The 12,906-nt window shown below is 75.3% G+C and carries 15 protein-coding genes and 2 tRNA genes; 7 read left to right on the plus strand and 10 right to left on the minus strand.

What is annotated here, in order from left to right:
• The first annotated feature begins 25 nt into the window (after positions 1-25).
• Positions 26-826: a potassium channel family protein gene (locus tag PKY62_RS00130; RefSeq protein WP_324533614.1), complete on the plus strand. Its 801-nt coding sequence runs from the start codon at positions 26-28 to the stop codon at positions 824-826.
• On the opposite strand, the gene PKY62_RS00135 is transcribed toward PKY62_RS00130, so the two are convergent.
• Together PKY62_RS00135 and PKY62_RS00140 are read right to left on the minus strand one after the other, a co-directional pair.
• Positions 814-1,632 carry an oxidoreductase gene (locus tag PKY62_RS00135; protein WP_324533616.1) on the minus strand — a complete coding sequence of 273 codons (819 nt, stop codon included), beginning with the start codon at positions 1,630-1,632 and terminating at the stop codon, positions 814-816. The genes PKY62_RS00130 and PKY62_RS00135 overlap by 13 nt on opposite strands.
• Positions 1,633-1,642: 10 nt before the next feature.
• Positions 1,643-2,704, minus strand: a complete 1,062-nt coding sequence (locus tag PKY62_RS00140; RefSeq protein WP_324533618.1) for an ABC transporter ATP-binding protein — start codon at positions 2,702-2,704, stop codon at positions 1,643-1,645.
• Between the two features lie 99 nt (positions 2,705-2,803).
• Between PKY62_RS00140 and PKY62_RS00145 the strand changes: the two genes are divergently transcribed.
• From PKY62_RS00145 to PKY62_RS00155, 3 genes are all read left to right on the plus strand, one after another.
• Positions 2,804-3,469 (plus strand): ABC transporter permease, encoded by a 666-nt coding sequence (locus PKY62_RS00145; protein WP_324533620.1) that lies wholly within the window; start codon positions 2,804-2,806, stop codon positions 3,467-3,469.
• On the plus strand, positions 3,445-4,152 hold the full coding sequence (locus tag PKY62_RS00150; protein WP_324533622.1) for an ABC transporter permease: 708 nt from the start codon (positions 3,445-3,447) through the stop codon (positions 4,150-4,152). Before PKY62_RS00145 ends, PKY62_RS00150 begins: the two co-directional genes overlap by 25 nt.
• A gap of 141 nt (positions 4,153-4,293) precedes the next feature.
• The gene (locus PKY62_RS00155; protein WP_324533624.1) at positions 4,294-5,304 is read left to right on the plus strand and encodes a glycine betaine ABC transporter substrate-binding protein; all 1,011 of its coding nucleotides are present in this window, start codon (positions 4,294-4,296) and stop codon (positions 5,302-5,304) included.
• A 19-nt stretch (positions 5,305-5,323) separates the two neighbouring features.
• Here PKY62_RS00155 and PKY62_RS00160 read toward each other — a convergent pair whose 3' ends face one another.
• The 4 genes from PKY62_RS00160 to PKY62_RS00175 all read right to left on the minus strand — a co-directional run bounded on the left by PKY62_RS00160 (position 5,324) and on the right by PKY62_RS00175 (position 7,793).
• Positions 5,324-6,778, minus strand: a complete 1,455-nt coding sequence (locus tag PKY62_RS00160; protein WP_324533626.1) for a dihydrolipoyl dehydrogenase family protein — start codon at positions 6,776-6,778, stop codon at positions 5,324-5,326.
• Between the two features lie 136 nt (positions 6,779-6,914).
• Positions 6,915-6,990: transfer RNA gene (locus tag PKY62_RS00165), tRNA-Lys, on the minus strand.
• 56 nt (positions 6,991-7,046) lie between these two features.
• Complete coding sequence (locus PKY62_RS00170) at positions 7,047-7,346, minus strand: hypothetical protein (RefSeq protein ID WP_324533628.1); 300 nt, start codon at positions 7,344-7,346, stop codon at positions 7,047-7,049.
• 150 nt (positions 7,347-7,496) lie between these two features.
• A complete protein-coding gene (locus PKY62_RS00175) occupies positions 7,497-7,793 on the minus strand; it encodes a GroES family chaperonin (protein WP_324533711.1) in 297 nt (98 codons plus the stop codon).
• A gap of 101 nt (positions 7,794-7,894) precedes the next feature.
• Between PKY62_RS00175 and PKY62_RS00180 the strand changes: the two genes are divergently transcribed.
• Both PKY62_RS00180 and PKY62_RS00185 read left to right on the plus strand, forming a co-directional pair.
• On the plus strand, positions 7,895-8,362 hold the full coding sequence (locus PKY62_RS00180) for a peroxiredoxin (protein ID WP_324533629.1): 468 nt from the start codon (positions 7,895-7,897) through the stop codon (positions 8,360-8,362).
• Between the two features lie 55 nt (positions 8,363-8,417).
• Positions 8,418-8,499 (plus strand) — tRNA-Leu (locus PKY62_RS00185).
• Between the two features lie 15 nt (positions 8,500-8,514).
• Here the strand turns inward: PKY62_RS00185 and trxA are convergent.
• On the minus strand, positions 8,515-8,928 hold the full coding sequence (trxA, locus tag PKY62_RS00190) for a thioredoxin (RefSeq protein ID WP_324533631.1): 414 nt from the start codon (positions 8,926-8,928) through the stop codon (positions 8,515-8,517).
• A 116-nt stretch (positions 8,929-9,044) separates the two neighbouring features.
• On the opposite strand from trxA, the gene PKY62_RS00195 reads away from it, so the two are divergent.
• On the plus strand, positions 9,045-9,596 hold the full coding sequence (locus PKY62_RS00195; protein WP_324533633.1) for an NUDIX hydrolase family protein: 552 nt from the start codon (positions 9,045-9,047) through the stop codon (positions 9,594-9,596).
• Between the two features lie 63 nt (positions 9,597-9,659).
• Here the strand turns inward: PKY62_RS00195 and PKY62_RS00200 are convergent, their stop codons facing one another.
• The 3 genes from PKY62_RS00200 to rph form a co-directional block, all read right to left on the minus strand.
• A complete protein-coding gene (locus tag PKY62_RS00200) occupies positions 9,660-11,273 on the minus strand; it encodes an ABC-F family ATP-binding cassette domain-containing protein (protein ID WP_324533713.1) in 1,614 nt (537 codons plus the stop codon).
• Between the two features lie 71 nt (positions 11,274-11,344).
• Positions 11,345-11,971, minus strand: coding sequence for an RdgB/HAM1 family non-canonical purine NTP pyrophosphatase (gene rdgB / locus PKY62_RS00205; RefSeq protein ID WP_324533635.1), 627 nt, complete (start codon positions 11,969-11,971; stop codon positions 11,345-11,347).
• Complete coding sequence (rph, locus tag PKY62_RS00210) at positions 11,968-12,783, minus strand: ribonuclease PH (protein WP_324533637.1); 816 nt, start codon at positions 12,781-12,783, stop codon at positions 11,968-11,970. The genes rdgB and rph overlap by 4 nt, the downstream gene beginning before the upstream one ends.
• Positions 12,784-12,906 lie beyond the last annotated feature (123 nt).

Below are 12,906 nucleotides of genomic sequence, written 5' to 3' on the forward strand. Positions count from 1 at the left end.
CCCGCGACTCGGGACGATCGCTGACGTGAGACTCGACCGCTACGAGGCGCGCACCTCCGCCCTGATGACCACCCTCGCCGTCGCCTTCTTCGTCGTGTACGGCGTACCCGTCGTGTGGGCCGACCTGCCGGCGGAGACCGCGGCACGGCTACGGCTCGCGAACCTCGTCATCTGGTTGCTCTTCGCCCTCGACATGACCGTGCGGATCGCGCTCGCCGAGCACCGCTGGCGCTACGTCGTCCGCAACCCGATCGACGTGCTGACCGTGCTCCTGCCGATGCTGCGCCCGCTGCGGGTGCTGCGCATCTTCACCGCCGGCCACGCCCTGCTGACGCGCCGGGGCGGCCTGGTGCGCACCGGGCAGGCCGTGCTGCTCAGCGTGGTGGTGCTCATCACCATCGGGTCGTTGGCCGTGCTCGACGCCGAGCAGGACGCACCCGGGGCGCTCATCGCCTCGTTCCCCGACGCCCTGTGGTGGGCGATGACGACCGTGACGACCGTGGGCTACGGCGACCTCTACCCCGTCACGGGCCCGGGTCGCACGGTCGCCGCGGGGCTCATGCTCGTCGGGATCAGCGTGGTCGGCGCCCTGACGGCCGGGGTCACGGCGTGGTACGTCACCCCGCGCTCCGTGGCGGGCGCGTCCTCCGGCGGGCCGACGGACGCACCTGCGGGCTCCGCCACGGCACCCGACGGCAACGCCCTGGCCGCCCTGACGGCGCTGACGGCGCTGCAGCGCGACGGCGTGCTCACCGAGGCCGAGGTCGCCGCGGCGGTGGCCCGGCTCGCCGCGAGCCCGGACGGTCCGCTCGGTCAGCGCAGGTAGCTCCGCGCGACGATCGCGTCGACGACGCGGTCCGGGAGCAGCCGCACCGCCACCATGAGCGTCGCGGCGCCGCGCCCCGACGGGTAGCGCGTACGGGGCCGGGCGGCGGTCGCGGCCCGCACGATGGTGCGGGCGACCACCTCCGGTGGTGAGCCGGCGCCCGGCCGGTCCGCCGACGCCATCATCCGGGCGACGCTCGCGGCCTGGGAGGCGTAGGCCGTGCCGGCCGAGCGTCGCACGAGGTTGTCCCGCGCGATGGCGTTCCACTCGGTGCGGATGGGCCCCGGCTGGACGAGGACGACGTCGATCCCGAACGGCGCGAGCTCGACCCGCAGGCTGTCGCTCAGGCCCTCGACCGCGAACTTCGTGGCGTGGTACCACGCGCCCAGCGGCTCCCAGAAGGTCGCGCCGATCGACGAGATGTTGATGACCCGGCCCGCGCCGCGCGCCCGCATCGAGGGCAGCAGCAGCTGGGTGAGCCGGGCGAGGCCGATGACGTTGACCTCGAGCTGCGCCCTGGCCTCGTCCATCGGCACGTCCTCGAGCGCCCCGTAGGAGCCGTAGCCGGCGTTGTTGACGAGCACGTCGACGTGGCCGGAGCGCTCCAGCACGCGCGCGACCCCGGCGACCATCGACGCGTCGTCGGTCACGTCCATGGCGAACGCGTCGATGCCCCGCTCGGCGAGCGGAGCCATCCGCTCGACGCGGCGCGCGACGGCGTGCACGGTCCAGCCGCGCTCGGCGAGCAGCAGCGCGGTGTGCAGGCCGATCCCGGAGGACGCTCCGGTGACGAGGGCGACGGGCACGGTGGGCCTCTCAGAGGACGTCGGCTGAGGCGGTGGTCCGGCGCAGCGCGGCGAGGAGCGCGTCGGCCGTGAGGTGCCCGACGACGGCGCGGTCCGGCCCCGTGACGGGGACGGGTCGCCCCCCGGAGGCTGCGAGCGCGGCGAGGGCGTCGTCGAGCCGGCTGCCGAGCCGGAGCGGCTCGGCCGGCGCCAGCTCCGGGACCGCTCCGCCCGCGCCGCCGGGCGCCGCCGGGGCGCCGGCGGGCGCGCCGGCGCCCGGCAGGAGGTCGACCGCCTCGAGCTCACCGATCGCCAGCAGGCGCACGGCACGCCCGCGCCCCACGAGGTCGGCGACCGTCGCGTTGGCCGGGCGCGCGAGCAGCTCGACGGCGTCGGACAGCTGCTCGAGGTGACCGCCGCGGCTGAACACGGCGATCCGGTCCCCCAGCCGCACGGCCTCGTCGACGTCGTGCGTGACGAACATCACTGTGGTGCCCAGCTCGCGCTGGATGCGCCAGAACTCCTCCTGCAGGCGCCGCCTTCCCGCGGGGTCCACGGCGCCGAACGGCTCGTCCATGAGCAGCACGGGAGGGTCCGCCGCCAGCGCGCGGGCCACCCCGACCCGCTGCCGCTCGCCCCCGGAGAGCTGGTGGGGGTAGCGGCGCGTGACGACGGCGGGGTCAAGGCCCACGAGCTCGAGCAGCTCGGCGGTGCGCCGGCGCGTGCGCTCGCGGTCCCAGCCGAGCAGCGCGGGCACCGTCCCGACGTTCTGCCCGACGGTGCGGTGCGGGAAGAGCCCCACGTCCTGGATGACGTAGCCCATGCGTCGGCGCAGCGCGACGGGCTCCTCGTCGGCGATGTCGCGCCCCTCGACGAGCACCCGGCCCGACGTGGGCTCGACCAGCCGGTTGGCCATCCGCAGCGTCGTCGACTTGCCGCAGCCCGACGGCCCGACGAGCACCATGAGCTCGCCTCCGTGCACGTCGAGGTCGAGGTCGGCGACGGCGACCGTGCCGTCCGGGTACTCCTTGCGGGCCTGCTCGTAGCGGATGACGGGGTCCGCGGACCGCTGCGCCTGCCCGGGGTGGCCCATGGGCCTGCACGCTACCGGGGCACCCGCCCTCGTGCGCGTCGTCGATCATGACCACGACAGCCGTCGCGTCGGCCGGGCGGCGGCGGTAGCGTCCGCACCGTGACCGACGCCCCGCCCAACCCGTGGTTGTCGTGGGCGTACGTGCGCGACAACCAGGCCGACATCCTCGAGGCCCTGGGCCAGCACGTGACCCTGACGGTCGAGGCCGTGGTCCTCGCACTGCTCATCGCCCTGCCGCTGGCGGTGCTGGCGCACGGGCGGCCGAAGGTTGCCACCACGGTGCTCGGCGTGTCCGGGGTGCTCTACACGATCCCGTCGCTCGCGCTGTTCGCGATCCTCGCGCCCTACACCGGCATCGGCCGCACCACGGTGCTCATCGGCCTCGTCGCGTACGCGCTGCTCGTGCTCGTGCGGACGGTCCTCGTGGGGCTCGAGGGCGTCGACCCCGAGGTGCGCGACGCGGCCCGCGGCCTGGGGTACGGGCCGGTGCGGATGCTGCTGACCGTCGAGCTGCCGCACGCCCTGCCCAGCATCGTCCTGGGGCTCCGGCTGGCCACGGTCACGACGGTGGCCCTGGTGACCATCGGCGTGGTCATCGGCTACGGCGGGCTGGGCCAGCTGATGTTCCGCGGCTTCGCGAGCTCCTACCGCGCCGAGATCCTCACCGCGACGCTGCTCACGCTGGCGATCGCCCTGGTGGCCGACCTGCTGCTGTGGCTCGGCGGGCGTCTCGTCACGCCGTGGACGCGGACGGCCACTCGATGAGCGCCCTCGAGGAGGCCGTCACCTGGCTCAACGACCCGCTCAACTGGTCCGGGCCGCAGGGCATCACCGCGCGGGTCGGCGAGCACCTGGGGATGTCGGCCGTCGCCGTGCTGCTCGCGGCGGCCGTCGCGCTGCCGCTGGGCGTGTGGCTGGGCCACCGGCGCCGCGGGGGCGCGCTCGTGGTCGTGGCGGCCAACACCTCGCGCGCGCTGCCCACCTTCGCGCTGCTGCTGATCTTCGCCTCGACATCGATCGGCTTCGGCAACCGCTCCACCGTGCTCGCCGCAGCGATCTTCGCGATCCCGCCGATCCTCACGCACGCGCACTCCGGCCTGCTGCAGGTCGACGCCGCGGCCCGGGACGCGGCGCGCGGCATGGGCATGTCGGGGCGCCGCTCCCTGGCGCTCGTGGAGATCCCGCTCGCGCTGCCCCTCATCGCCGCCGGCCTGCGCACGGCGGTGGTCCAGGTCATCGCGACGGTGCCGCTCGCGGCGCTCGTGGGCGGCGGCGGGCTCGGCACCTTCATCGTCGTGGGCTTCGGCACCCGGCGGTTCGGCGAGGTGCTCGCCGGGGGTCTCCTCGTGGCGGTCCTCGCGCTGGGCGCCGAGGTACTCCTGTCGACGGCCCAGCGGCTCGCGACGCCGGCCCCGGTGCGGGCCCACCTGGCGGGGCGGCGCGGCTGAGCCCTCCGGGAGGTCCGTCCCGCGGACGTCCCGTGACCGGACCGTGACCTTCCGCGCGCGGGTCTGGGGTTGCCCCGGGGCCCGATCCGGGTTCGGATGGTCATGGTGCCGCAACCGGCGGCCGACACCGGGAGCAGATCCGTGCGTTCATCCGTCGTCCTCACCACCCTCGCGGGCCTCGGCCTGCTCGTCGCCGGGTGCGGCGCACCGGGATCGTCCGGCACCGACGCCAGCACCACGCCCAGCGCGGCCGAGACCGCCGTCGAGCTCGCCGCGTGCGAGCCCGTCGCGGGCGACGCGCTCGTCGTCCTCGCCGACGACCTCGGCCTGCAGACCGTCGACAACATCGTCCCGGCCGTCAACGCCGCCGCGGTGGCCGGTGACGACGCGATCCTCGGCCTCCTCGACGCCGTCTCCGCCACGCTGGACACCCCGGCGCTCATCGCCCTCAACAAGGCCGTCGACGTCGACCGCCAGACGTCGACCGTCGTGGCGCAGGCCTACCTCGCCGAGCAGGGCCTCGACACGCAGGAGCAGGTGGGCGCCGGCCGCGCCGTCGTCGTGGGCGCCGGCAACTTCTCCGAGAGCGCCACGCTCGCCGAGCTCTACGCCGGCGTGCTGGACGCGGCGGGGTACGACGCCTCCACGCAGACCATCGGCAACCGGGAGACGTACCTCCCGGCGCTGCAGTCCGGCGAGCTGACCATCGTGCCCGAGTACGTGGGCACGCTGACCGAGTTCCTCAACAAGGGTGCCAACGGAGCGGACGCCGAGTCCGTGGCCAGCGCGGACCTCGACGCGACGGTGGCGGCCCTCACCGGCCTCGGCGAGGCCGTCGGCCTGGTCTTCGCCACGCCGGCCGCGGCGCAGGACCAGAACGCGTTCGCGGTGACCACGGCCTTCGCAGACGAGCACGGCGTGACGACCCTGAGCGAGCTGGCCGCGACGTGCGGCGGCATCGTGCTGGGCGGCCCGCCGGAGTGCCCCGAGCGGACCTTCTGCCAGCCCGGGCTGGAGGAGGTCTACGGCCTGCAGGTCGGCGAGTTCGTCTCGCTCGACGCCGGCGGCCCGCTGACCAAGTCGGCGCTGACCGGTGGCCAGATCGCCCTCGGCCTGGTCTTCTCCTCGGACGCCGCGCTCGCGGGCGAGTGACGTCCGCGCTGCCGGGGGCCTACCGGCCGTACGCCTCCAGCAGCCGCAGCCAGACCTCGCTCGTGGTCGGGTAGGCCGGCACCGCGTGCCACAGGCGCGCGATCGGCACCTGCCCGACGACGGCGATCGTCGCGGCGTGCAGCATCTCGGCGACCTCTGGCCCGACGAAGGTCGCGCCGAGCAGCACCTCGCGCTCGGTGTCGACGACGAGCTGGACCGTGCCGTCGACGTCGTCGCCCGCGAGCGCCGCGCCGGCGGCCGAGCGCAGCGCGACCTGCACCGTGCGCACCGGGTGGCCCGCCACCAGGGCCGCCGCCTCGGTCAGCCCCACCCAGGCCACCTCGGGCCGCGTGAACACCACCTGCGGCACGGCGGCGTGGTCCGCCGTCGCGGTGGTCGCCGACCAGGGCGCAGCGCCGTCGGGGGCGCCGGATCCCCCGGGCCCGAACCGCGCCGCGACGACGTCGCCGACGACGCGTGCGTCGTACTTGCCCTGGTGCGTCGTCGTCGTCCGCCCGGTGACGTCGCCCACCGCGAACAGCCAGCCGCCATCGACCCCCGTGACCTGCAGCGCATCGTCGACGACCAGAGCCGAGCCGGGCTCGAGGCCGACCGTCGCCAGGCCCAGGTCCCCCGTGGCCGGGCGGCGACCCGTCGCCACCAGCAGCTCGTCGGCGCGCACGCGCTCACCGGCAGCGTCGCCGACGCGCGCCAGCTCGACGACCACGCCGTCGGTGTCCCGCGTCACGCCGGTGGGGCGCGCCCCGTACCGGACGTCCACACCGAGCCCGACGAGGGCCTCGCCGACGGCCCGCCCGGCGAACGGCTCCGCGGCGGTGAGCACCCGGTCGCCCCGCACCAGAAGGGTGACCGCGGCGCCCAGGTCCGCGTACGCCGTGGCCATCTCCACGCCGACCACCCCACCGCCGAGGATCACCAGCGATCCCGGCACGTCGTGCACCGCCGTGGCCTCCCGGCTCGTCCACGGCACGGCCTGGGCCAGGCCCGGCAGGTCGGGCAGCACCGGCTCGCTGCCGGTCGCCACGACCACAGCGTGCCGCGCCACCAGCGTCAGAGCACCGTCGCCGGTCGCCACCTCGACGCGCCGCGGACCGACCAGCCGCGCGTGACCGCGCACGAGGTCGATCCCCGCGCCCGCCAGCCACGCCACCTGGGAGCCGTCGTCCCAGTGGGAGGCGAAGGCGTCCCGCCGGGCCAGGACGGCCGCCGGGTCCACGCCGCCCGTGACGGCCTGCGCCGCACCGCCCACGCCCCGGGCCGCCGCGAGGACGGCCCCCGGCCGCAGCAACGCCTTGGACGGCATGCACGCCCAGTAGGAGCACTCCCCGCCGACCAGCTCCGCCTCGACCACCACGACGCTGAGCCCCGTGCGCCCGGCGCGGTCCGCGGCGTTCTCGCCCACGGCCCCCGCCCCGAGGACGACGACGTCGTACGTGCGGGTCTGCTGTGCCATGGTCGCTCCTGCGGTGCGGGACAGGTCCCGACCATGCTCGCCCGCGGTGGCCCGGAGCGCACGCGGTGGTGGAGCGGGGACGACACAGGCCCCCGATCCGCGTCACCGCAGGTCAGGAGCCTTCTCGTGGTCTATCTGGTGCGCCATCAGGGACTCGAACCCCGAACCCGCTGATTAAGAGTCAGCTGCTCTGCCAATTGAGCTAATGGCGCGCGGTGCACGAGGCTACCACCGGGTCGCGGGTGCCGCGAAACCGTCCGGGAGGCGGTCAGGTGTCGCCGTCGGTCGGCTCGTCCGCCGCGACGTCGTCCGGCTCCGCCACGGGCTCCGTGTGGAGCCACCAGGAGTCGGCCGGCAGCCCCTCGGCGGCGAGGATGGCGGGAGACTCGGGGCCATCGGGGTCCACGAGGTCGGCGATGAGGGCGAGCGGCACGCCCTCCTCGAGCAGGTGCATCACCTCGGCCGACGCCTCGGCATCGGCCTCCTCGATCGCCTCGATGACGTCGGGATCGGACTCCAGCGCCGTCATCGACGGGTCGTCCTCACGCGGGGTGACGTCCACGTCCACCTCTCCACCTCATCGACCGGAACTCCACGGGTCTGTCCACGACACTGCATCATCCGCCCGGCTCGGACGCAACATCATCGGGGCGCGCCCGATCATCTCGGAGCAACCTCACAGGCACAAGCCCGCCGGGCCCCGGGCGCGTCCGGCGGCTCACAGGTACAGGCCGGTGCCCTCGCCGCCGCCGGCCGGCTCGGCCACGCCGTGGATGTCGCGCTCGCGCAGCAGCAGATAGGTCACCGCGCCGAGCTCGACCTCGGCGCGGTCCTCGGGGTCGAACAGGACGCGGTCGCCCAGCGCGACCTGGCGCACGTGCTGCCCCGTCGCCACCACCACGCCCCAGGCGAGTCGCTTGCCCACGCTGGCCGTGGCCGGGATGACGATGCCCGAGGTGGAGAGCCGCTCGGCCGACTCGGCGTCGATCCGGACCAGCACCCGGTCGTGCAGCATGCGCACCGGCGGACGGTCGTCGTGGGCGGGGTTCGGTCGATCGCTCGGGGCCACCCCCCGACGCTACTGGGTACGCTGAGCCACCCGCCCGAAGGAGTCCCATGCCCCGCCTCGCCGTCGGCGACCTCGCCCCCGACTTCACCCTGCCGACCGCCGACGGTGGCAGCGTCGCCCTGTCCGCGCTGCGCGGCGGGAAGGTCGTGCTGTTCTTCTTCCCGGCCGCGATGACCCCGGGCTGCACGCGTGAGGCGTGCGACTTCAACGAGTCGTACGCGACCCTGCAGGCGGCGGGCTACACGGTCATCGGCATCTCCCCCGACTCGCCCGCCACGCTCGCGCAGTTCGCCGCCGCCGAGGGGCTCACCTACCCGCTCGCATCGGACGCCGACCGCTCGGTGCTCGAGGCGTACGCGGCCTACGGCAGCAAGATGCTCTACGGCAAGGAGGTCGTCGGGGTGATCCGCTCGACGATCGTCATCGGCGCGGACGGGCGCGTCGAGCTGCCGCGGTACAACGTCAAGGCCACCGGGCACGTCGCGTCGCTGCGCACGGCCCTCGGCCTGGGCTGAACGCCGCAGGACCGGGACCCGGTGGTGGGGCCCGGTCCCCTAGGCTCGGGCACGAGCGCGAGTGGCGGAACAGGCAGACGCGCCAGGTTTAGGTCCTGGTGCCCTCGGGCGTGCGGGTTCGACTCCCGCCTCGCGCACCGGTGCCGTACGGGTCAGTGGTCGTGGCCCGCGTGGTCACCGTGGTCGTGGCCCTCGTGGTCGTGGCCGGCCTCGTGCTCCGCGACCTGACGGCGCACGTCCTCCATGTCCAGTCCCTTGACCGCCTGGACGACCTGCTCGAGCGACGGCGCGGGCAGCGCACCCGGCTGGGCGAAGACGAGGATGCCCTCACGGAACGCCATGAGCGTGGGGATCGAGGTGATCCCGGCCGCGGCGGCGAGCCCCTGCTCGGCCTCGGTGTCGACCTTGGCGTGCACGACGTCCGGGTGCTGCTCCGACGACGCCTCGAAGACCGGCCCGAACTGCCGGCACGGGCCGCACCACGCGGCCCAGAAGTCGACGAGCACGATGTCGCTGCTCGTGATGGTCTCCTCGAACGCCGCCTCGGTGAGCTCGACGGTGGGCATGGCTGGTCCTCTCGGTGGTCCGCTGCGATGTCGTGAGGTGTCAACAGCACACCCCCCTGGGTATTCCCGTGCCGCCGGAGGGCCGCTGCGCCAGGACCTCCCTTAGGCTCGCCCCCATGACCGAGACGGCCGACTACCCGCACGCCGCCCAGCCCGACGGCTGGCTCAGCGAGAGCGCGCTCGCCGCAGCGCGCGGCCACCTGCCCGTGCTGTACGTCGACGCCGTCCCGGTGCGCGTCGACGAGAGCGGGGACGTCGTGGCCGTCGGCCTGCTGCTGCGGGTCAACGGCGCGGGCGCGATCACCCGCGCACTCGTCTCCGGCCGCGTGCTCTACCACGAGCGTGTGCGCGACGCCCTGCTGCGGCACCTGGAGAAGGACCTCGGCCCGATGGCCCTGCCGCGGGTACCCGCCAGCCCCCAGCCGTTCACCGTCGCGGAGTACTTCCCCACCCCGGGCGTCACGCCGTACCACGACCCCCGCCAGCACGCCGTCTCGCTCGCCTACGTCGTCCCGGTCTCGGGCGACTGCCAGCCGCAGCAGGACGCCCTCGAGCTCGCGTGGCTGACGCCGGAGGAGGCGTGCAGCGAGGCCGTCCAGGTCGAGATGACCGGCGGGCACGGGTACCTGCTCCGCCAGGCGATGGCCCACGTGGGCCGCCTCGCGTAGGGTCCCCGTCCGCCGCGGGGGAACGGTCGACGCCCGGCGCGCCGCGCACCGGGCGGTGCGGGCTCAGCCCAGGGCCAGCTCCGGCCAGCCGGCAAGGTCGGCGCGCAGCGCGCGGTCGTGGGTCGCGACCACGACGGCGGCGCTCGTGGTGCCCAGCGCTGCCGTGAGCTCGTCGACCAGGGCGACGGACAGGTGGTTGGTCGGCTCGTCGAGCAGCAGGACGTGCGGGGCGGCGAGCAGCGCGCACGCCAGGTCGAAGCGGCGGCGCTGGCCCACGGACAGCTCGCGCAGCGGGCGGTCCAGGTCGTCCTCGGCGAGCACGCCCAGGGCCGCGACGGGGACGAGTCGCTCGGGGTCGATGCGACCGGCCGCGAGCAGCTCGAGCGCGTGGGCGGCATAGGTCTCGAAACCCGTGCGCGCGTCCGCGGCGCGTGAGCCCGGACCGTCGTCCTGAGCCAGCAGGCTGAAGCGCACCCCCGGCGCCTGACGGCGCAGGCCGCGGGCCGGCTCCAGGGTGCCGGCCAGCACGGCGAGCAGCGTCGACTTGCCCGAGCCGTTGGGCCCTGTGACGAGCAGGCGGCCGCACGGCGGCAGGTCCACCCGCACGCCCGGCAGGTCGAGGCGGCCGGGCACCTGCGCCCCGCGCACCTCGAGGAGCGGGTGGCCCCCGGCGTCACCCGTCGGCAGCGCGGGCAGGTCGGGGAAGGCGAGCACGGGCGGGGGCAGCGGCACCTCGACGGCGTCGGCCTCGAGCCGCGCGATGAGCCGGTCGGCGGCCTTGACGTGGACCCTGGCGTGGGTCGCCCTGCGGTGCGTCTGGCTGCCCTTGGGCGGGCGCCACTCGTCGGACAGTCCCTCGTAGGCGTCGTCGAGGCGGCGGGCCAGGGCGGCGGCGCGCTGCCGCTCGGCGGCATGGCGCGCCCGCCAGCGCCGCAGCGCCGCCGTCCGCTGGAAGCGGTAGGCCGCGTAGCTGGACTCGCCGTAGAGCACGGGCCGACCGTCCACCGACGGGTCGAGGTCGAGGATCGCCGTCATGACGTCGTCGAGCAGGCGGCGGTCGTGCGTCACGATGACGACGGCGCCCGGCCAGCCCTGCAGCTGCGCGGTGAGGTACTCGATCCCGTCGGCGTCCAGGTGGTTGGTCGGCTCGTCGAGCAGCAGGATGTCGGCCCGGCCCGCGACCGTGCAGGCGAGGCGGACGCGGTAGCGCTCGCCGACGGACAGCGTGCCCAGCGGGCGGTCCCGGTCGCGCGGGGCACCGAACCGCGTCAGGGCCTCGTCGGCGCGCCGGTCGGCATCCCACACCTGGGCGCGCTCGGCGTCCCCGAGCGCGAGGGTGAGGTGCTGCGCTGCCGCCTCGTGCGCGTCGTCGTCCGACGCCAGGCCGCTCAGCGCGTCCAGGGCCGCGGTGTAGCGCGCGGACACGGCGCGCACGCCGGCCAGGGCGCGGTCGACGAGATCGCCGACGGTCGCCTCCGGTGCGGCGTCGAGGTCCTGGCGCACGGTCGCCACGCTGCCGCTCACCGCGACCGTGCCGGCGCTCGGCGTGAGCTCGCCGGCCAGGACGCGCAGCAGCGTCGTCTTGCCCGTGCCGTTCTCCCCCACCAGCCCGATCCGGTCTCCGGGCCCCGCCGCGAACGTCACGCCCGCCAGGACGGCGCGGCCGGGATAGCCCACGGCGAGGTCGCGCGCGGCCAGGTGCACGCGGCCGGTCGCACCGGCCGCGCCGGGGTCGAGGGGCGTGGCCGTCACAGCCTCGCGGCGATGACGGGGGCCAGCGCACGGAACGCCTGGCCACGGTGGGAGATGGCGTTCTTCTCCTGCGCGGTCAGCTCCGCGCAGGTGAGGGGTCCTGCGGTGGCGTGCGCCGGCTGGTGGTCCGGGACGAGCACCGGGTCGTACCCGAACCCGCCCGTGCCACGCGGCGCCGTCGTGAGCGTGCCCCGCAGCACGCCGGTCTCCACGTGCTCGTAGCCGTCCGGGGTCACGAGGGCGGCGGCGCAGACGAACTGGGCCCCGCGGTGCATGGCCGGGACGTCGGCGAGCTGGGCGAGCAGCAGCGTGAGGTTGGCCGCGTCGTCACCGTGCCGGCCGGACCACCGCGCCGAGAAGATCCCCGGCGCTCCGCCCAGCACGTCGACGGCGAGGCCGGAGTCGTCCGCGACCGCCGGCACGCCCGTGGCGCGTGCGAGCGCACGGGCCTTGAGGAGCGCGTTCTCGGCGAACGTCACACCATCCTCGACGGGCTCGGGAGCCCCGAGGTCTGCTGCGGCCACGACATCGGCCGGGTCGAGGCCCGGCACGACGGCGAGGATGGCGCGCAGCTCGCCGAGCTTGTGGGCGTTGTGCGTCGCCAGCACCAGGCGGGGGCTCATCGCTGCGGCGGGTCCAGTGCCAGCGCGGCCGCCTGGATCTCGGTGAGGCGCGCGATGCCCCCCACCGCGAGATCGAGCAGCAGGTCGAGCTCCGCGCGGTCGAACGCCGCCTGCTCGGCCGTGCCCTGCACCTCGACGAACTTCCCGCGGCCCGTGACGACGACGTTCATGTCCGTCTCGGCGCGCACGTCCTCGACGTACGGCAGGTCGAGCATCGGCACGCCGTCGATGATGCCGACGCTCACGGCCGCGACCGAGTCGGTCAGGACCGGGGCCGTGCCGCCGATCTTGCCCGTGCGCCGGCCCCATGCGACGGCATCGGCCAACGCGACGTAGGCGCCCGTGATCGCCGCGGTGCGGGTGCCCCCGTCAGCCTGGAGCACGTCGCAGTCCAGGACGATGGTGTTCTCGCCCAGGGCCTTGACGTCGATGACGGCACGCAGCGAGCGGCCGATGAGGCGGGAGATCTCATGCGTGCGGCCACCGATGCGCCCCCGCACCGACTCGCGGTCGCTGCGGGTGGAGGTCGCGCGCGGCAGCATCGCGTACTCGGCCGTCACCCAGCCCTGGCCGCTGCCCTTGCGCCAGCGCGGCACGCCCTCGGTGAAGGACGCGACGCACAGCACGCGCGTGCGGCCGAACTCGACGAGCACGCTGCCCTCGGCCTCGTCGAGCCAGCTCCGCGTGATCGTCACGGGTCGCAGCTCGTCGGGGTGGCGACCGTCGGCGCGGGGCCCGTCGGCGCGCGCTGCATCGGCGCGAGATGCCGGCGCGGCGGGTGTGGCGGCAGGAGGCGTGGTGGGGGTGGTCATGGCATGACCCTAAGGCAGCGGGGGGACACGCCCCGGGGCCGGGACCTGGCGGAGAGTGGCGACCCCGCGCGGAGCGTTCCGACTCCCTGCGGAGCGTTCCGACTCTCCGCGGAGGGTTCCGGT

The sequence above is a fragment of the Actinotalea sp. genome (assembly GCF_035443605.1).
GTDB lineage: Bacteria > Actinomycetota > Actinomycetes > Actinomycetales > Cellulomonadaceae > Actinotalea.